The sequence below is a fragment of the Dechloromonas sp. H13 genome (assembly GCF_009469615.1).
GTDB lineage: Bacteria > Pseudomonadota > Gammaproteobacteria > Burkholderiales > Rhodocyclaceae > Azonexus.
On sequence record NZ_SSXX01000003.1, the window covers coordinates 1 to 17,628 of the forward strand.

Genomic DNA, 17,628 nt, shown 5'->3' on the forward strand with positions numbered 1-17,628 from the left:
CCGACGTCGCCGAACTCGTCAACAAGCTTCGCAATGAAGCGAAAGTGATCTAAGGGGAAACACCATGACCATTCTCGTCATTGCCGAACACGACCACGTCAGCCTCAAGGCCGCCACCCTCAACACCATCGCCGCCGCCACAAAGATCGGCGGCGACATCCACGTCCTCGTCGCCGGCGCCAACTGCCAGGCCGCCGCCCAACAGGCCGCCGGCCTGCAGGGCGTCGCCAAGATAAAAGTCGCCGACGCCGCCCACTACCAGGACCAGACCGCCGAGAACCTCACCGCCCTCGTCATCGCCCAGGCCGCCGGCTACAGCCACCTCCTCGCCCCGGCCACCACCTTCGGCAAGAACCTGCTGCCCCGGGTCGCCGCCCTGCTCGATGTCGCCCAGATCTCCGAAATCACCGGCGTCGACAGCCCCGACACCTTCGTCCGTCCGATCTACGCCGGCAACGCCCTGGCCACGGTCAAGAGCGCCGATGCCGTCAAGGTCATCACCGTGCGTACCACCGCCTTCGATGCGGTCGCTGGCGGCAACAGTGCCGCCATCGAAGCCATCGCCGCAGCAAATGACACGGCCCAGACCACCCTGACCAACCGCGAGCTGACCAAGTCGGCGCGTCCCGAACTCGGCGCCGCCAAGATCATCGTCTCCGGCGGCCGCGGCCTGGGCAGCGGGGAGAACTACCACCAGTTGCTCGAACCGCTCGCCGACAAGCTCGGCGCCGCGCTCGGCGCTTCCCGTGCTGCGGTCGATGCCGGCTTCGTGCCCAACGACTACCAGGTCGGGCAGACCGGCAAGATCGTCGCGCCACAACTCTACCTGGCGATCGGCATCTCGGGGGCGATCCAGCACCTGGCCGGGATGAAGGACTCGAAGGTGATCGTCGCCATCAACAAGGATCCCGATGCGCCGATCTTCCAGGTCGCCGACTACGGACTCGTCGCCGACCTCTTTGAAACCGTGCCGCAATTGGCCGCCGCTGTTTAAACCCAAAAATAACCAGGAGATACCCGTATGAGTACCTATATCGCTCCGATCCGCGACATGCAGTTCGTCCTCAACGAGGTCGTCGGCCTCGAAGACATCTGCGCCCTGCCAGGCAACGAGGAGTGTTCCGTCGAACTCGTCGAGTCCATTCTCGACGAAGCCGCCAAGTTTGCCACCGGCGTCCTCGATCCGATCAACAAGGTCGGCGACCGTGTCGGTCACGTTTGCAAGGACGGCGTCGTGACCACGGCCGAAGGCTTCAAGGAGGCCTACAAGCTGTTCGCCGAAACGGGCTGGATGTCCATGCCCTTCTCGCCGGAATACGGCGGTCAGGGCCTGCCGGCGCTCGTCTCGATGGCCGTCAATGAAATGTGGAAGGGCGCCAACATGGCCTTCGGCCTGTGCCCGATGCTGACCGGCGGCGCCATCGAAGCCATCGCCCACCACGCCTCGGACGAACTGAAGCAGAAGTATCTGCCGAAGATGGTCGAAGGCACGTGGACCGGCACGATGAACCTGACCGAGCCGAATGCCGGCTCCGACCTCGCCGCCATTTCCTCCAAGGCCAAGGCGGTTGGCGACGGCAGCTATCTGGTCAGCGGCACCAAGATCTTCATCACCTGGGGCGAACACGACGTCGCCGAGAACATCATCCACCTCGTCCTGGCCCGCCTGCCGGACGCGCCGCCGGGACTGAAGGGCATTTCGCTCTTCCTGGTGCCGAAGTTCCTGGTCAATGACGACGGTTCGCTGGGCAAGCGTAACGACCTGATCTGCGCCTCGATCGAACACAAGCTGGGCATCCACGGCAGCCCGACCGCCGTCATGTCCTACGGCGAGAAGGAAGGCGCCATCGGCTACCTGATCGGCGAAGAGAACAAGGGCGTCGGCTACATGTTCACGATGATGAACCACGCCCGCGTCAACGTCGGCCTGGAAGGCGTCGGCATCGCCGAGCGTGCCTATCAGCATGCCCTGTGGTACGCCCGCGAGCGTGTTCAGGGCGCCATCATCGGCGACAAGTCCGGCGCGAAGAAGACCATCCTGCACCATCCGGATGTCCGCCGCCTGCTCATGGACTGCAAGGCCCGTACCGAAGCCATGCGCACGCTGGCCTATTACGGTGCGGCCAACATCGACAAGGCGCATGCCGGCGACGCCGCCGCGCAGGCCCGCATCGACCTGCTGACGCCGGTGATCAAGGGCTGGAGCACGGAGCAGGGCGTCGAGCTATCGTCTACCGCGCTGCAGGTGTTCGGCGGTGTCGGCTTCGTCGAGGAAACCGGCGCCGCGCAGTACTACCGCGATTCGCGCATCACCACCATCTACGAAGGCACGACGGCCATCCAGGCCAACGACCTGGTCGGCCGCAAGCTGGCTCGCGAGAAGGTGCCCGGCGCCGCCATGAAGGCGCTCATCGCCGAAATGTCGGCCACCGCCCTGGAACTCGAAGGCCAGGCCGGCCTGGCCGGTATCGCCGCCAACCTCAAGAGTGCCATTGCCGCGCAGCAGAAGGCCGTCGACTGGATCCTGGCGACCTATGAAGCCAACCCGGCTGCCGTCCATGCCGGCTCGGTGCCCTTCCTCAAGCAGACCGGCATCGTCGTCGGCGGCTGGCTGATGGCCAAGTCGGCCGCGATTGCCAGCGCCAAGCTGGCTGCCGGCAGCACCGATGACTTCTACAAGGCCAAGCTGGCCACGGCGAGCTACTTCGCCGCCCACCAACTGCCGTTTGCCGCTGCCTATGCCGCGGAAGTGACGGGCGGTGCCGAGTCGGTGTTCGGCTTGCCTGAAACCCTGTTCTGAGCCCGGCCATGCGTACCGATCGCGATGCGATGGAATACGATGTCGTGATCGTCGGCGGCGGCCCTTCGGGGCTGTCTTCGGCGATCCGCATCAAGCAGCTGGCGGCCGCGGCCGGCAAGGAAGTTTCGGTCTGCCTGCTGGAAAAGGGCTCCGAGATCGGCGCCCACATCCTGTCCGGCGCCGTGCTCGAACCGCACGCGCTGGCCGAGCTGTTCCCCGATTGGCAGGACCGTGGCGCGCCGCTCAACACGCCGGCTGGCGAGGACCGCCTGCTCTACCTGAGCGAGACGGGCTCGTTCAAGCTGCCGACGCCGCCGCAGATGGGCAACCACGGCAATTACATCATCAGCCTCGGCAACCTGGCGCGCTGGCTCGGTGAGCAGGCCGAAGCGCTCGGCGTCGAGATTTACCCCGGCTTCGCCGCCGCCGAAGTGCTCTACCACGAGGACGGTTCGGTCAAGGGCGTCGCCACCGGCGACCTCGGCATCGGTAAGGACGGCCAGCCCGGCCACAACTTCCAGCCGGGCATGGAACTGCACGCCCGGCAGACGATCTTCGCCGAGGGTTGCCGCGGTTCGCTGACCAAGGAACTGTGGGCGAAATTCGACCTGCGCGACGGCGTCGATCCGCAGACCTACGGCATCGGCATCAAGGAGCTTTGGGAAATCGACCCGGCGAAGCACCAGCCGGGGCTCATCGTCCATACCGTCGGCTGGCCGCTGCAGAGCGACACCTACGGCGGTTCCTTCCTCTACCACCTGGAAAACAACCTGGTGGCGGTCGGCATGGTCGTCGGCCTCGATTACAAAAATCCGTGGCTGTCGCCCTACGAGGAATTCCAGCGTTACAAGACGCATCCGGCCATCCGCGGCACTTTCGAGGGCGGCCGGCGGATTTCCTACGGCGCCCGCGCGCTGTCGGAAGGCGGCTACCAGTCGGTCCCGAAACTGACCTTCCCGGGCGGCCTGCTGATCGGCGATACCGCCGGCTTCCTCAACGTGCCGAAGATCAAGGGCACGCATATGGCGATGAAGTCGGGCATGGTCGCCGCCGAAGCCGTGTTCCAACACCTGTTCAGGGAAGGCGCCGGTCCGGAAGCCACCGAGTATGCCGAGCAGATCAAGAAGTCGTGGCTGTGGGACGAGTTGTACAAGGTGCGCAACATCCGCCCGGCCTTCAAGTGGGGCCTTTGGGGCGCGCTGGCCTATGGCGCGATCGACACCTACGTGTTCAAGGGCAAGGCGCCGTGGACCCTGCATCACCACGAGGACCACACGCAGCTCGGCGACAAGAACAGCCATCCGAAGATCGCCTACCCGAAGCCGGACGGCAAGCTGACCTTCGACCGCCTGTCGTCGGTCTTCCTCTCGGCCACCAACCACGAGGAAAACCAGCAGTGCCACCTGCGCCTGAAGGACGAGAGCGTCGCCATCAGCGTCAATTATGCGAAGTTCGGTGCGCCGGAAACGCGCTATTGCCCGGCCGGCGTCTATGAAATCCTCGGCGAGGAGGAGGGCAAGCCGCGCCTGCAGATCAACGGCCAGAACTGCCTGCACTGCAAGACCTGCGACATCAAGGACCCGACCCAGAACATCAACTGGACGGTGCCGGAAGGCGGTGGTGGGCCGAACTATCCAAACATGTAGCGATTGACCGGGGCGACGGCGGCCTTGCTGCGGTCGACCCGGAAAAAACCCATAAAACCAAGAGAACAGCAGCGCTTTTTCAATTTATTCAACGGAGTTTCGAGGAGGTTTCATGTCCCAATCCAACATCTACGCGAAGATCCGGAGCAATCCGAAATTCGCCGAAATGGTCGGCAAGCGCACGCGCTTTGCGATCCTGCTATCGCTGATCGTGCTCGTGCCGTACTACACCTACATGCTGCTCGTCTCGCTGCAGCCGCAGCTGTTCGCGGCCAAGATCAGCGAAGGCAGCGTCATCACCATCGGCTGGCCGATCGCCGCGCTGATCGTCTTTGGCGGCTGGCTGCTGACCGGCGTCTACGTCAGCCGTGCCAACGGCGAATTCGATTCGCTGAACGAGGAAGTCCTCAAGGAGGCGCGCAAATGAAACGCTCGATCACCGCATTGATCGCCGGCAGCCTGCTGGCCGTCTCGTTCACCGTTCTTGCGGCCCCGGGCGCCATCGAGGGGGTCCAGAAGCAGCCGATCAATTTCAGCGCCATCGCCATGTTCATGGTCTTCGTCATCGCCACGCTCGGTATCACCAAGTGGGCGGCCGGCAAGACCAAGTCGACGGCTGACTTCTACACCGCCGGCGGCGGCATCACCGGCTTCCAGAACGGCCTGGCCATCGCCGGCGACTACATGTCCGCCGCGACCCTGCTCGGCCTGACCTCGATGGTCTATTTCAAGGGCTACGACGGCTTCATCTACGCCGTCTGCTTCTTCATCGGCTGGCCGATCATCCTGTTCCTGATGGCGGAGCGTCTGCGCAACCTCGGCAAGTTCACCTTCGCCGACATCGCTTCGTACCGTCTCGACCAGAACCGCATCCGCACCTTCGCGGCGATGGGCTCGCTGACCGTCGTCTGCTTCTATCTGATCGTCCAGATGGTCGGCGCCGGCCAGTTGATCCAGCTGCTCTTCGGTCTCGAGTACAACTATGCTGTTGTCGTCGTCGGCGTGCTGATGATGGTGTACGTGACCTTCGGCGGCATGACTGCGACCACCTGGGTGCAGATCATCAAGGCCTGCCTGTTGCTCGGCGGCGGCATCACGCTGATGCTGCTGACCATGGCGCAATTCGGCTGGTCCTTCGAGAACCTGTTCACCAAGGCCATCGAGTCGCACAAGATGGGCGAAAAGCTGATGGTTCCGGGTTCGCTGATGGCTGATCCGATCTCCGCGCTGTCGCTGTCGCTCGGCCTGCTGTTCGGTACCGCCGGCCTGCCGCACATCATGATGCGCTTCTTCACCGTGCCGAACGCCAAGGAAGCTCGCAAATCGGTGTTCTACGCCACCGGCTTCATTGGCCTGTTCTTCCTGGTCACGATGATTCTCGGCGCCGCGGCGATCACCATCGTCGGCACCAATCCGGCCTTCTTCGAGGGCGGCCAGGTCGGCGGCAAGCTGATCGGCGGCGGCAACATGCCGGTCATGCACCTCGCCAAGGCGGTCGGCGGCGACATCTTCCTCGGCTTCCTGTCGGCGGTCGCTTTCGCCACCATCCTCGCCGTCGTCTCCGGTCTCGCGCTGGCTGGTGCTTCCGCCATCTCGCACGACCTCTACGCCCGCGTCATCAAGAAGGGCACGGCGACCAGCGCCCAGGAAATGAAGGTGACCCGCTTCGCCTCCGTCGGTCTCGGCATCACTGCCATCCTGCTCGGCATCGCCTTCAAGGACCAGAACGTGCTGTTCCTCGTCGCGCTCGCCTTCGGCGTCGCCTCGTCGGTCAACTTCCCGGTGCTGATCCTGTCGATGTACTGGAAGGGCCTGACCACGCGCGGCGCGCTGTGGGGCGGCATCGCCGGCCTGGTGTCGTCGGTGGGTCTGGTCGTCCTGTCGCCGACCGTGTGGGTCAAGATCCTCGGCAACAAGGCCGCGATCTTCCCCTACGACCATCCGGCCATCGTCTCGATGTCGCTCGCCTTCTTCGTCACCTGGCTGCTGTCGGTCACCGACAAGAGCGCCCGCGCCGCCAAGGAGGCCGAGGCCTACGACGAGCAGTTCGTCCGTGCCCAGACCGGGCTCGGCGCTGCCGGCGCGCACGCGCACTAAGCAACTCTGCGGGAGAGACTTCGGAGAACAGCACCGTCGTCTCGTTCCTTTCGGGGGCCCTCGGGCCCCCTTTTTTTTGGTTCATCGCGCCTTCTCCGGGGAAGCGCGATGAACCTTTTTTCTCAGGCCTTTTCCGGCAGCTCGATCTTGACTTCGAGGACCTCGTAGCGGTCCTGCTTTTCCAGCGAAACGCGGATGTCGTCGGGGTTCACCTTGACGTACTTGGAGATCACGGCGATCAGTTCGCGCTGCAGGTCGGGCAGGAAGTTGGCGCGGCCGCCGCCGTCGCGCTCGTGGGCGATGATGAGCTGCAGGCGCTCCTTGGCGACCTGCGCGGTTTTCGGCTGGTTACCGAACAGTTTCTGGAGCCAGGACATCTCACTTGCCTCCGAACAGGCGCTTCAACAGGCCCGGCTTGACGTAGTCGACGAAGCGCAGCGGCTTGTCCTCGCCGAGGAAGCGGGCGATCACGTCGTGGTAGGCCTCGGCGGCGTCGGTGTCCTTCTGGTGGATGACCGGTGCGCCCTGGTTGGAGGCCTGCAGCACTTCCTCGGATTCGGGAATGACGCCGATGATCGGCACGCGCAGGATTTCCTGGATGTCCTTGTAAGAAAGCATTTCGCCAGCCTCGACACGGGCCGGGTTGTAGCGGGTGATGAGCAGGTGTTCCTTGACCGGCTCACGGCCCTCGATGGCGCGCCGCGACTTGGCCTGCAGGATGCCGAGGATGCGGTCGGAGTCGCGCACTGAGGAGACCTCGGGGTTGGTGACGACGAGCGCCTCGTCGGCGAAGGTCAGCGCCATCACGGCGCCCGATTCGATGCCGGCCGGCGAGTCGCAGACGATGTAGTCGAAGCCCTGGTGTTCCAGCTCCTTGAGCACGCGCTCGACGCCGGCCTCGTTCAGCGCGTCCTTGTCGCGCGTCTGCGAGGCGGGCAGCACCCACAGGTTCTCGCAGTGCTTGTCCTTGATCAGCGCCTGGGTCAGCGTTGCTTCGCCGTTGATGACGTTGATCAGGTCGTAGACGACGCGTCGCTCGCAGCCCATGATCAGGTCGAGGTTGCGCAGGCCGACGTCGAAGTCGATGACGGCGGTCTTGAAGCCGCGCTGCGCGAGGCCGGTGGAAAAGCTGGCGCTGGTGGTGGTCTTGCCGACCCCGCCCTTGCCGGAAGTGACGACGATGATTCGGGTCATGTGATGTTCTCGCTGGGGAAGTTGCTGGAAGTTATTGAATGTTTAGCGGAGCGCCAGGGCGGCGACGTCGAGGCGCAGTTCGCCGCCGTCGTCGCGCAGGCTGATGGTGGTCGGCTGGCGCGTCAGTTCGTCGGGCACGCCGGCCTCGAAAGTGCGGTAGATGCCGGCGACGGAAACCAGTTCGGCCTCCATGCTGGTGGTGAAGATGCGTGCTTCCTTGTCGCCGCTGGCGCCGGCCAGCGCGCGGCCGCGCAGCGGGGCGTAGACGTGGATGTTGCCGTCGGCGATGACTTCGGCACCGGCGCTGATCATGGCGGTGACGACCAGGTCGCCGCCGCGCGCATAGAAGCGCTGGCCGGAACGCAGCGGCTTGTCGAGGATGACGGTGCGCGGTGGGGGTTCGGGTGCTGCCGCCGTGGCCGGTGGCGCTGGCTCGGGCACTGGCGGGGCGGCGGGCGCGACCGATTCGGCGGCAGGGGATTCTTCGACAGTCCTGGCGCGGGGCGGGCGGCTCAGGGCGTCGGCGCCGACCGCCGGCAGGCCGGCCGCCGCGGCTTCCGCCGCCAGCGCATCCGGCAGCCCGCGCGTGGCGACGGCGGCGAGGCCCGAACTGCGCAGCAGGTCGCGGATCTGTCCCCAGTCGATGGCGTCCGGGAGATGCTCGGCCTTGCTGAAATCGAGGACCGCCAGCTCGTTCTCGAAGAAATCCGGGCTGTTGCCGGTGAGTTCGGCCAGTGCGGCGTGCAGCGTGGCGGGGTCGGTGGTGCGGAGTTGCGTCTGGATGATCTTGAGCGAGGTGCCCTTGAACTGGATCGGTGAGTCTTTTGCCATGCCTGCTGCGGTGTTGCGGGTAACGGCGGCAATTATCCCACAGGCCTGTCGCGAAAAATGAAAATTGGCTGTTTTCGGGCGTCGACCGCAACCGGCCGCGAATGATCCATTACCCCTCGCCGACTTGTGGTCATGGGCGATTCGCATCAAGGAAAGCGTCCGCCGGCCCCGGCAGAATTCGCCCATGCCATTCCGGCAAGCCACCCGAGGAGCTAAGATGCAAGCCATTCATGTCTGCAACCACACCACCCCTGAAGCCCTTTATCCCTTCGACGCGCGCGGCATCGCCAAGCGTTTCCGCCATGCCGCCATCTTCGGCGCGCTGGATGCGCTGCAGCCCGGCGAGACCATGCGCTTCTGCAACGACCACGATCCGCTGCCGCTGCTCGCCCAGCTGCAGGCCCGCTACGGAGAGCACTTGAACATCGAGTACAAGCAGCGCGAGCCGGGCGCCATCGTGATCGACTTCGCGGTCGTCAGCTGATTGCTCCAGACCGCGAGCCTGACCCTTCTCGCCTTGCTGGGCAGCGCCGTTCTGGCGCTGAGCGGGACAGGCTCGCCGCTGGCGGTGGCGCACCTGGCGTTCGCCGTTGGCATCGTGCCGCTGATCTTCGCGGCCATGAGTCATTTCGTGCCGGTGCTGACGCGCACCGGCGACCCCGGACGGTCGATCGCCCGCCTGCCCGCCGTCGCGCAGGCGGCCGGGCTGGTCGCCGTCGCCGCCATGCAGGGCTGGCTGCCGCACGGGCTGCTGCATGTGGCGGCTGCGGTTGACCTCTTCCTGACGGCCATTCTGCTCAACTGGATCGCCGGCCGGGCGCGCGCCAGCCTCGGTTCGCCGCATCCCGGCTGGCGCTGGTACGGCGTCGCCCTCGGCTGCCTGATGCTGGCCTTGCTGGCGGCGCTGCTGATCCCGCTCTGGCCGCAATACTGGAAGGCGCTGCGCATCTTCCACCTGCATCTGAACGCCCTCGGGCTGGTCGGCCTGGCGGCGCTCGGCACCTTGCCCGTGCTGCTGCCGACGGCGCTCGGCAAGCCCGACCCCGAAGCCGGCAGCTGGTTGCGCCGCCGGCTCTGGCTGGTGGCTGGCGGGGCGCTGGTGATCGCCACCGGGGCCGCGGTCATCTGGCCGTTCGCGGCGCCGGGCGCGGCCTTGCTGCTGGTCGCCGCCCTCGGCCTGGTCGGGCAGTGGGGAAGGCGCTTCGGATTCCGGGTCATGCTCGCCGACGGGGTCGCCGCGTCCCTGCTGGCGGCGGTGACCGGCCTGCTGCTGACGCTAGCGGCCGGCGTGGCGCATGGGGCCGGGCTGCTGCCGGCACATCCGACGCTGCTCGCCTGGGGCGCCGGCTTCCTGCTGCCGCTGGTGACCGGGGCGCTCAGCCAGCTGTTGCCGGTCTGGCGCTGGCCGGGGCCGGCCGTGCCGGTGCGCCGCCTGATGCGCGACAAACTGGCCGCCACCGGCGGCTGGCGGGCGCTCTTGTTCCTTGCGGCGGCGCTGGCCCTGCTGGCCGGTTTCGACGTCGTCGCCGGGCCGCTGGTGGCCGGCGGATTGCTCCTGTTCGTCGGTGGGCTGTTGCAAGCCGTGCGTGTGTCGCGGTCGACGCGGTAAAATCGCCGTTTTTCGCTTTTCAGGGCTTCGCCATGCGCTATATCTCGACCCGCGGTCACGCCGCGCCCCAGGCTTTCTGCGACATCCTCCTCGGCGGCCTGGCCCCGGATGGCGGGCTCTACCTGCCGGAAAGCTACCCGCAGGTCACGCGGGCGGAGCTGGATGCCTGGCGCAAGCTCTCCTACGCCGACCTTGCCTACGAAATCCTCTCCCGCTTCATCACCGACACTCCGGCTGCCGACCTCAGGGCGCTGGTCACCAGGACCTACACCGCCGAAGTCTATTGCCACACCCGCAACGGCGGCGATGCGCGGCAGATCACGCCGCTGACCCGACTGGAGGACGGCCTGTACACGCAGGAGCTGTCGAACGGCCCGACGCTGGCCTTCAAGGACATGGCGATGCAGCTCCTCGGCAACCTGTTCGAATACGTGCTGGACCAGCGCGGCGAGGCGATCAACATCCTCGGCGCCACCTCCGGCGACACCGGCTCGGCCGCCGAGTACGCGATGCGCGGCAAGCACAACGTCAAGGTCTTCATGCTCTCGCCGGACGGCAAAATGAGCGCCTTCCAGCGCGCCCAGATGTATTCGCTGCAGGACGCCAACATCTTCAACATCGCGGTGCGCGGAATGTTCGACGACGCCCAGGACATCGTCAAGGCCGTCTCGAACGACGCCGAATTCAAGGCCCGGTACAAGATCGGCGCCGTCAATTCGATCAACTGGGCGCGCGTCGCGGCGCAGATCGTCTATTACTTCCAGGGCTATTTCCTCGCCACGAAATCGAACGACGAGCAGGTCGCCTTCTGCGTGCCGTCGGGCAACTTCGGCAACATCTGCGCCGGCCACATTGCGCGCCAGATGGGCCTGCCGATTGCAAAGCTGGTGCTGGCCACCAACGAGAACGACGTGCTCGACGAGTTCTTCCGCACCGGCGTCTATCGCCCGCGCACCTCGGCCGAAACCAGCGTCACCTCCAGCCCGTCGATGGACATCTCCAAGGCCTCGAACTTCGAGCGCTTCGTCTTCGACCTCGTCGGCCGCGATCCGGCCATCGTCGCCGAACTGTGGGCCAAGGTCGACAAGGGGCAGGCCTTCGACCTGTCGGCTACGGTCCACTGGAAAAAAATGCCGGATTTCGGCTTCGTTTCCGGCAAGAGCACGCACAACGACCGCATCAGGACCATCCGTTTCGCGCAGGGCCGCTACAACGTCATGCTCGACACGCACACGGCGGACGGCCTCAAGGTCGCGCTGGAAAACCGCCAGCCCGGCGTGCCGATGATCGTCCTCGAAACCGCCCAGCCGGCCAAGTTCGAGGAAACCATCCGCGAGGCACTGGGCACCGAACCGGTGCGTCCGGCCGATCTGGCGGGCATCGAGGCACTACCGCAGCGCGTCGTGGTCATGGATCCGGACGTCGCCGCGATCAAGCAGTTCATCGTCGACCGCGTCTGAAGCACCGCCGCTCGGCCGGGGAGGGCGGCGGCGGCCGCCCTGCGTCGTTTCAGAAGTACCAGGCCACCGCCGCCCTGAAGCGGCCGTCCTGGATAACCGGCAGCACGACCATCGCGCCCAGCCCGGCGGCCGTGGCGGCGCGTGCGGCGGCGCCGGGCTCGAACAGCAGGTTGCTGCGCACGGCCGGCACGCCCTTTTGCCAGGCTTCGCCGAGGGCGCCTTCCCACGGTGCGATGCGGGCGTCGCCATGGCATTCGGCGAGATGCGGCTGCTGGTCGCAATCGCCGGCGCCGAAGCGCAGCGCCTTGCCCTCGTCATCCGGGACCCAGATTTCGAAGCGGCGGGCGATCGGCGTCCCCAGCGCCGAGAGGAAGGTCATGACCACGGTCTGTCTGGCGGCGTCGAAGGAGCAGGGAATGCCGACTCCCTTGCTGATGCCGATCCTGACGTCGCTGTCGCGGCGCAGGGTGCGCTTGGAACTGAGCAGGTCCTGCATGATGACCGGCATGCCGCTCTGCCAAACCGTGCCCGGGAGCCCGAAGCCGGGGCGGAACCTAGTGTGGCGGGCCGTCCATTCGAAGGTTTCGGCGGTGCCGTAGTAGCCGTCGTCCATGCCGATTTCCGGGGACTCGCCCGGGGTGTTGCTCCAGACCTCGATGCCGCCGACGTTTTCCGCGTCATCGCCGATGAAGAAGACGATCACCGCCTGCAGGTAGTCGCCGGCAAAGATCGGCAGGGCGATGGCGGCGGTCAGCCCGGCCTTGATCGCCGCGTCGATGCGCAGGAAATAGGAGTTCTCGAAGCGCGGCAGGATGACCGGCCGGCGCGCCGCCCAGGCCTTGCCCGGCAGGCCCTCGTCGTAGGCGAAAAGCATGGTCTCGCTGGCCCCCTTGAAATCGCCCAGTTCGCCGTAGAGACCGTCGAAGAATTCAAGATGGGTGCGGGCCTTGTTCGGTACCCATATTTCGGTGACCCGGATCAGTGTTTTCATGGTTTGTCGCAATCCTGACGATGGTTGTATGAATGACTGTCTTTCCGGTGTCGCCGCTGACCCCTGGATTCCTGGCTGCTGCACAATAGCGTGGTATCTGCATGCCGCCCGGGCGCCGTTGCCCGGCGAAAACCGAAGCAATTTTCAAACCGGGGAACGATGAGCACCTTCGATCACGAAGCCTTCTGGTCCGCCCGCTATCGCGACGCGGGCGACGAATACCTGTTCTGCACCGCGCCGAACAGGTTCCTGGCCGTGCCAGATAGCGGGGATGAAACAGGCGGTGAAGTCGGGCGGCCGGCTCCTGTTGCAGGGCTACATGCCGAAACAGCTGGAATACCGCACCGGCGGTCCGTCAGCCGTGGAAAACCTCTACACCGAGGTCATGTTGCGGAAAACTTTCGCCGACTGGGAGATCGTGCTGCTGCACGAACACGAGGAAGTGATTGAAGAAGGCAGCGCCCACGCGGGTCGGTCGGCGCTGATCGATCTGGTGGCGAGAAAACCTACAGGTAGATGACCGCCGGGAAAACGGCGCCGGCCAGCACCAAGACCAGCCATTCGAGGTTGTGCCGGGCGAGGAAGCCGGTGAAGTGCAGAACCAGAATGACGATGGCGATTACATAGAACAGCGCGAACAGCATGTGATACTCCCCTGGGTGATCGTTGTTTTCTACCGATGCGGAGCGATTATGACCAAAAACGCCCGCCACGCCTAGCGTCTGTCGCTAGTCCTGGAAGCGCATCGAGAGGTCGAGCGCCTTGACGTCCTTGGTCAGGGCGCCGACGGAGATCCGGTCGACGCCGGTTTCGGCGATGCCGCGTATGGTTTCCAGGCCGACGTTGCCGGAAGCTTCGAGCACGGCGCGGCCGGCGTTGATGGCCGCCGCCTCGCGCATCATCGCCAGCGTGAAGTTGTCGAGCAGGATCATCGTCGCGCCGGCGGCCAGCGCGACCTGCAGTTCTTCCAGCGATTCGACCTCGACCTGGATGAACTTGCAGCGGTCGCCGGCCGTTTCCGCAACCATGCGGGCCGCGGACAGCGCCTGCGCTATCCCGCCGGCGGCATGGATGTGGTTTTCCTTGATCAGGATGGCATCCCACAGCGCCAGGCGGTGGTTGCCGCCGCCGCCGCAGCGGACCGCGTATTTCTGCGCGATGCGCAGGCCGGGCAGGGTCTTGCGCGTGTCGACCACTTGCGCCTTCGTGCCGGTGATGGCATCGGCGTAGATGCGTGCCTTGCTGGCGACGGCGGAGAGCAGTTGCAGGAAATTCAGTGCGCTGCGTTCGGCCGAGAGCAGGGCACGGGCGTTGGCGCGGATTTCGCAAAGCACCTGGTTGGTGGCGATGAGGTCGCCGTCGGCGGCCCGCCAGACGACCTCCGCCGCCGGGTCGAGAAGCGTGACGCAGCGGTCGAACCAGGCGCGGCCGCAAAGCACCCCGGCTTCGCGCGAAATGACTGTGGCGCGGGCAGTGCGCGCGGCAGGCACGAGGCTGGCGGTGAGGTCGCCGGGACCGATGTCCTCGGCCAGGGCGGCATCGACGTTGCGGGTGATTTCGGCGGCGAGCGGGTAATCGAATTTGATGGACATGGAAGCGGCTGGCTGGGGCTAAACGAGGAATTGTACTGTCTGGGAAATCGGCATGGGCAAAACGGGCTCAACCGGCCTGAGTGGCGGCGACCCATTCATTGAATGTCCGACGGGCGGCGTCGATCACTTCGCCGGCCGTCAGGCCGATCGGACCGACGCCGGCGGCAACCAGCCGGTCGGCTGCCGCGCCATGCAGGTGAACGCCGGCGCTCAGGGCGGGGATGGCCGGCCAGCCCTGGGCCAGCAGGGCGACGACGAGGCCGCTCAGCACGTCGCCCATGCCGGCCGTGGCCATGCCGGGATTGCCGGTGGAATTGATCCACCAGCGGCCGTCGACCGCAGCGATCACGGTACCGCAACCTTTCAGCGCCACGTGGCAACGATAGCGCTCGGCGATTTCCTGCGCGGCGGCGATGCGGTCGGCCTGTACGTCGGCGGTGCCGCATTCGAGCAGGCGCGCTGCTTCGGCCGGGTGTGGCGTCATGATCGCCGGGTTGCCGCGGCTGGCCAGCGCCACCTGCAGGTTGCCTTCGCTGGCGACCAGGTTGAGCGCATCGGCGTCGAGCAGCAGCGGCAGTTCGCCGGCGATGGCCGTTTCCAGCAATTCGATCGCCTCCAGGCTGCCCCCGAGGCCGGGGCCGCAGGCGAGGGCGGTCAGGTCGGCCTGCAGCAATGCCGCCGGGCGGCGAAGCATCAATTCGGGTTGCAGCAGGTCACAGGCCGGGGGGTGCGGGTCGAGCAGGCCGAGGTAAACGCGGCCGGCGCCCAGCTTGAGGGCGGCCCGTCCGGCGAGGAAGGCGGCGCCGACCATCGACGGCGCCCCGCCGAGAATGCCGGCGCTGCCGTAGCTGCCCTTGTGGCTGTTGAGCCGGCGCGGAGCGAGGTGGGACGCGAAGCCGGCGCGCCGAACCAGCCGGCCGTCGGCCGCCACTTCGGCTTCCGGCGCGAGGGCGAGGTCGGCGACACGGACCTCGCCGCACCGGTCGGGGCCGTCGGCCGTCAGCAGGCCCGGCTTGGCGGCGATGAAGGTGAGGGTGTGGCTGGCGCTGATGCAGGGCGCGAAGGCCTGGCCGCTGTCGGCGTTCAATCCGGAGGGGCAGTCGAGCGCCAGCAGCGGGCAGGCGTCGCGGGCGGCCAGCCGGTTGGCCGACTCTATCCACGCCGCGTAGCGGCCGGCCGGCGGGCGGGCGAGGCCGATGCCGAACAGGCCGTCGACGATCAGCGCCCACTGGCGCCCTGTGGGGATGTCGTCGCAGGTGGTGCCGCCGGCGTCGGTAAAGCGCCGGTAGGCCGCCGCCGCATCGGGCGGCAGGTGGCCGGGCGCGCCGGCGAAGACGACGCAGGGTTCGAAGAACTGTTCGCGCAGCAAGCGGGCCGCCTCGAAGGCGTCGCCGCCGTTGTTGCCCGGACCGGCGAGGACGAGGATCGGCCGTTCGCGCTGGATGGCGAGTTCCGCCGCCCAGGCCGCGGCGGCGGCGCCGGCGCGCTGCATCAGCGGTTCGTCGCTGTGCGCCGCTTCGATCCGGCGCAGGCTTTGGCTGCGGTAGAGGGCGTCGTCCATGCGTTGATTCTAGCTGTTTAGCCCAGAATCTGCCGCGCCAGCCGGATGGTAGTGGCATGGATGGCGACGGTGTCGTCGATCTGCCGTGCGTAACCGCCGGCCATGGCGATGGCGACCGGAATGCCGTGCGTCCGGCAGCGGGCGAGGACGCGGCGGTCGCGTTCGGCGAGACCGGCGAAGGAGAGCGCGAGGCGGCCGAGACGGTCGTCGTGGTAAGGGTCGGCGCCGGCGAGGTAGATGACGAGGTCGGGGCGGGCGAGGTCGAAGGCGGTGGCGAGGCCGTCGTCGAGGCGGGCCAGGTAGGCGTCGTCGCCGCAGCCGTCAGGCAGCTCGATGTCGAGGTCGCTCTGTTCCTTGGCGAAGGGGAAATTGCGCGCGCCGTGGATGGAGAAGGTGAAGACACTGTCGTCGCCGGCGAGGATGCTGGCCGTGCCGTTGCCCTGATGGACGTCGCAATCGACGACCAGGATGCGCCGGGCGCGCCCTTCGGCCTGCATGGCGCGGGCGGCAACGGCGGCGTCGTTGAAGACGCAGAAGCCTTCGCCGCGGTCGCGGAAGGCATGGTGCGTGCCGCCGGCCAGGTTGGCGGCGACGCCGCCGTTACTGAGCGCCGAGCGACAGGCACAGATGGTGGCGCCGGCCGAGCGGCGCGAGCGTTCGACCATGCCGGCGCTCCACGGAAAGCCGATGGCTTTTTGGGCCTTTTCGGACAGTCGACCGCAACTGACCTGGTGAATGTACTCGGGATCGTGGGCGCGGGCCAGTTCCTCGTCGCTGGCAGCATGCGGCAGATGGAAATCGCCGGCGGCGAAGTCGCCGCTGGAGAGCAGCGCCTCACGCAGCCGTGAATACTTTTCCATCGGGAAGCGGTGTCCGGCCGGCAACGGCAGGACGAAGACATCGGTGTAGAAGAGCTGCATGGCCGATGCCTTCGGCAGCGTCTAGTTCAGCGCGGCCGACATCCTGCGGCGGAACTCGCGGATCAGGTCGTCGTGCTGCTCGCTGCCGCCGAGCGCCTCGAACAGCTGCAGCATCGCCTTGCGTCCGGCGCCTTCGCCGAAGAAGCGGTCGCGGACGACGACTTCCAGTGCCGCTTCCATGGCCTCGCGGAAACGGCTCTGCGCTGCGTAGGCGCGGGAAAGCTCCAGGCGCGCGGCGTGGTCGGCCGGGTTGGCGGCGAGGCGGGCTTCGATCGCCGCCGTGTCGGCGGCGCCGTCGGCCAGCGCCAGGCGGGCGCGCAGGGCGTTGGCGCGGTCGGGTTCGGCGGTGTATTCGCCGGCCAGCAGCTGCTTCGCTTCGTCGTTGCGGCCGAGCTGCATGAGTACGTCGATGGCATCGAGCTGGATGGCCTGGTCCTGCGGGCTGGCGTGGCTCGCCTCGACCAGCTTGGCCAGCGCTTCTTCAAGCCTGCCTTCGCCGACCAGCGCCGCGGCTTCCTCGCGCAGGTTGCCGCCGGGGCCGGCGGGCAGGGCGATGCGTTCGAGGAATTCGCGGACCTGGCCTTCGGGCAGGGCGCCATTGAATTCATCGACCAGCTGGCCCTGGAACAGCACCTTGACCGAGGGAATGCTGCGCACGCCGAAATGCTGGGCAAGTTCGGGAAATTCATCGGAATTGACCTTGGCCAGCAGGAAGCGTCCCTTGAATTCCTCGGCCAGCTTTTCCAGCATCGGCTTCAGCACCTTGCAGGGCTCGCACCACGGTGCCCAGAAGTCGACGACGACCGGCACGGTCTCGGCCGGCTGGAGCACCCTGGCTTCGAAATCTTCGATGGAAACGTCAAAAGCGAACTCGGACATGGGGAAACACCGGTGATTGGATTGAGGCGGATTATAGATGATGCCCGT

General features: G+C 66.5%; 18 protein-coding genes. 9 read left to right on the forward strand and 9 right to left on the reverse strand.

Annotation, left to right across the window (positions count from 1 at the left end; genetic code table 11):
• The first annotated feature begins 64 nt into the window (after positions 1-64).
• From GH660_RS08365 to GH660_RS08385, 5 genes are all read left to right on the forward strand, one after another.
• Positions 65-994 carry an electron transfer flavoprotein subunit alpha/FixB family protein gene (locus GH660_RS08365; RefSeq protein WP_153146221.1) on the forward strand — a complete coding sequence of 310 codons (930 nt, stop codon included), beginning with the start codon at positions 65-67 and terminating at the stop codon, positions 992-994.
• A 27-nt stretch (positions 995-1,021) separates the two neighbouring features.
• Positions 1,022-2,800: an acyl-CoA dehydrogenase C-terminal domain-containing protein gene (locus GH660_RS08370; protein WP_153146222.1), complete on the forward strand. Its 1,779-nt coding sequence runs from the start codon at positions 1,022-1,024 to the stop codon at positions 2,798-2,800.
• A gap of 8 nt (positions 2,801-2,808) precedes the next feature.
• The gene (locus tag GH660_RS08375) at positions 2,809-4,446 is read left to right on the forward strand and encodes an electron transfer flavoprotein-ubiquinone oxidoreductase (protein WP_153146223.1); all 1,638 of its coding nucleotides are present in this window, start codon (positions 2,809-2,811) and stop codon (positions 4,444-4,446) included.
• 112 nt (positions 4,447-4,558) lie between these two features.
• Positions 4,559-4,873, forward strand: coding sequence for a DUF485 domain-containing protein (locus GH660_RS08380; protein ID WP_153146224.1), 315 nt, complete (start codon positions 4,559-4,561; stop codon positions 4,871-4,873).
• Entirely contained in the window at positions 4,870-6,543 is a 1,674-nt protein-coding gene (locus GH660_RS08385; protein ID WP_153146225.1) for a cation acetate symporter, read from the forward strand. The genes GH660_RS08380 and GH660_RS08385 overlap by 4 nt, the downstream gene beginning before the upstream one ends.
• A gap of 122 nt (positions 6,544-6,665) precedes the next feature.
• Here the strand turns inward: GH660_RS08385 and minE are convergent, their stop codons facing one another.
• From minE to minC, 3 genes are read right to left on the reverse strand one after another with little or no spacing between them, the layout of a single operon-like run.
• Positions 6,666-6,920 carry a cell division topological specificity factor MinE gene (gene minE, locus GH660_RS08390; RefSeq protein WP_153146226.1) on the reverse strand — a complete coding sequence of 85 codons (255 nt, stop codon included), beginning with the start codon at positions 6,918-6,920 and terminating at the stop codon, positions 6,666-6,668.
• A 1-nt stretch (position 6,921) separates the two neighbouring features.
• Positions 6,922-7,737, reverse strand: a complete 816-nt coding sequence (gene minD, locus GH660_RS08395) for a septum site-determining protein MinD (protein ID WP_153146227.1) — start codon at positions 7,735-7,737, stop codon at positions 6,922-6,924.
• Positions 7,738-7,779: 42 nt separating this feature from the next.
• Positions 7,780-8,568, reverse strand: coding sequence for a septum site-determining protein MinC (gene minC / locus GH660_RS08400; RefSeq protein ID WP_153146228.1), 789 nt, complete (start codon positions 8,566-8,568; stop codon positions 7,780-7,782).
• Positions 8,569-8,785: 217 nt separating this feature from the next.
• Between minC and GH660_RS08405 the strand changes: the two genes are divergently transcribed.
• Genes GH660_RS08405 through thrC form a run of 3 tightly spaced genes read left to right on the forward strand, consistent with a single transcriptional unit; the run spans position 8,786 to position 11,637 of the window.
• Positions 8,786-9,052 (forward strand): DUF2249 domain-containing protein, encoded by a 267-nt coding sequence (locus GH660_RS08405; protein ID WP_153146229.1) that lies wholly within the window; start codon positions 8,786-8,788, stop codon positions 9,050-9,052.
• Positions 9,053-10,177: a hypothetical protein gene (locus GH660_RS08410; RefSeq protein WP_153146230.1), complete on the forward strand. Its 1,125-nt coding sequence runs from the start codon at positions 9,053-9,055 to the stop codon at positions 10,175-10,177.
• A gap of 32 nt (positions 10,178-10,209) precedes the next feature.
• A complete protein-coding gene (gene thrC / locus GH660_RS08415; protein WP_153146231.1) occupies positions 10,210-11,637 on the forward strand; it encodes a threonine synthase in 1,428 nt (475 codons plus the stop codon).
• Positions 11,638-11,686: 49 nt separating this feature from the next.
• Here the strand turns inward: thrC and GH660_RS08420 are convergent, their stop codons facing one another.
• The gene (locus GH660_RS08420) at positions 11,687-12,628 is read right to left on the reverse strand and encodes a GAF domain-containing protein (protein ID WP_153146232.1); all 942 of its coding nucleotides are present in this window, start codon (positions 12,626-12,628) and stop codon (positions 11,687-11,689) included.
• A 271-nt stretch (positions 12,629-12,899) separates the two neighbouring features.
• Between GH660_RS08420 and GH660_RS08425 the strand changes: the two genes are divergently transcribed.
• The gene (locus tag GH660_RS08425) at positions 12,900-13,148 is read left to right on the forward strand and encodes a hypothetical protein (RefSeq protein ID WP_228276417.1); all 249 of its coding nucleotides are present in this window, start codon (positions 12,900-12,902) and stop codon (positions 13,146-13,148) included.
• Here the strand turns inward: GH660_RS08425 and GH660_RS17875 are convergent.
• The 5 genes from GH660_RS17875 to GH660_RS08445 all read right to left on the reverse strand — a co-directional run bounded on the left by GH660_RS17875 (position 13,135) and on the right by GH660_RS08445 (position 17,580).
• Positions 13,135-13,272 (reverse strand): hypothetical protein, encoded by a 138-nt coding sequence (locus GH660_RS17875; protein ID WP_194266266.1) that lies wholly within the window; start codon positions 13,270-13,272, stop codon positions 13,135-13,137. The two genes, GH660_RS08425 and GH660_RS17875, sit on opposite strands and share 14 nt — an antisense overlap.
• Before the next feature lie 84 nt (positions 13,273-13,356).
• Positions 13,357-14,220 (reverse strand): carboxylating nicotinate-nucleotide diphosphorylase, encoded by an 864-nt coding sequence (gene nadC / locus GH660_RS08430; RefSeq protein ID WP_194266267.1) that lies wholly within the window; start codon positions 14,218-14,220, stop codon positions 13,357-13,359.
• A gap of 67 nt (positions 14,221-14,287) precedes the next feature.
• Complete coding sequence (locus tag GH660_RS08435; RefSeq protein WP_153146233.1) at positions 14,288-15,781, reverse strand: NAD(P)H-hydrate dehydratase; 1,494 nt, start codon at positions 15,779-15,781, stop codon at positions 14,288-14,290.
• A gap of 17 nt (positions 15,782-15,798) precedes the next feature.
• Positions 15,799-16,701: a histone deacetylase gene (locus tag GH660_RS08440; protein WP_153146234.1), complete on the reverse strand. Its 903-nt coding sequence runs from the start codon at positions 16,699-16,701 to the stop codon at positions 15,799-15,801.
• 21 nt (positions 16,702-16,722) lie between these two features.
• A complete protein-coding gene (locus GH660_RS08445) occupies positions 16,723-17,580 on the reverse strand; it encodes a tetratricopeptide repeat protein (RefSeq protein ID WP_153146235.1) in 858 nt (285 codons plus the stop codon).
• Positions 17,581-17,628 lie beyond the last annotated feature (48 nt).

Coding starts and splice junctions, on each gene's coding strand:
- thrC (WP_153146231.1), top strand. CDS start 10,210: ATGCGCTATATCTCGACCCGCGGTCACGCCGCGCCCCAGGCTTTCTGC.
- GH660_RS08420 (WP_153146232.1), bottom strand. CDS start 12,628: ATGAAAACACTGATCCGGGTCACCGAAATATGGGTACCGAACAAGGCC.
- GH660_RS08425 (WP_228276417.1), top strand. CDS start 12,900: ATGAAACAGGCGGTGAAGTCGGGCGGCCGGCTCCTGTTGCAGGGCTAC.
- GH660_RS08365 (WP_153146221.1), top strand. CDS start 65: ATGACCATTCTCGTCATTGCCGAACACGACCACGTCAGCCTCAAGGCC.
- minE (WP_153146226.1), bottom strand. CDS start 6,920: ATGTCCTGGCTCCAGAAACTGTTCGGTAACCAGCCGAAAACCGCGCAG.
- GH660_RS08375 (WP_153146223.1), top strand. CDS start 2,809: ATGCGTACCGATCGCGATGCGATGGAATACGATGTCGTGATCGTCGGC.
- GH660_RS08385 (WP_153146225.1), top strand. CDS start 4,870: ATGAAACGCTCGATCACCGCATTGATCGCCGGCAGCCTGCTGGCCGTC.
- GH660_RS17875 (WP_194266266.1), bottom strand. CDS start 13,272: ATGCTGTTCGCGCTGTTCTATGTAATCGCCATCGTCATTCTGGTTCTG.
- nadC (WP_194266267.1), bottom strand. CDS start 14,220: ATGTCCATCAAATTCGATTACCCGCTCGCCGCCGAAATCACCCGCAAC.
- GH660_RS08435 (WP_153146233.1), bottom strand. CDS start 15,781: ATGGACGACGCCCTCTACCGCAGCCAAAGCCTGCGCCGGATCGAAGCG.
- GH660_RS08445 (WP_153146235.1), bottom strand. CDS start 17,580: ATGTCCGAGTTCGCTTTTGACGTTTCCATCGAAGATTTCGAAGCCAGG.
- GH660_RS08380 (WP_153146224.1), top strand. CDS start 4,559: ATGTCCCAATCCAACATCTACGCGAAGATCCGGAGCAATCCGAAATTC.
- GH660_RS08370 (WP_153146222.1), top strand. CDS start 1,022: ATGAGTACCTATATCGCTCCGATCCGCGACATGCAGTTCGTCCTCAAC.
- minD (WP_153146227.1), bottom strand. CDS start 7,737: ATGACCCGAATCATCGTCGTCACTTCCGGCAAGGGCGGGGTCGGCAAG.
- minC (WP_153146228.1), bottom strand. CDS start 8,568: ATGGCAAAAGACTCACCGATCCAGTTCAAGGGCACCTCGCTCAAGATC.
- GH660_RS08440 (WP_153146234.1), bottom strand. CDS start 16,701: ATGCAGCTCTTCTACACCGATGTCTTCGTCCTGCCGTTGCCGGCCGGA.
- GH660_RS08405 (WP_153146229.1), top strand. CDS start 8,786: ATGCAAGCCATTCATGTCTGCAACCACACCACCCCTGAAGCCCTTTAT.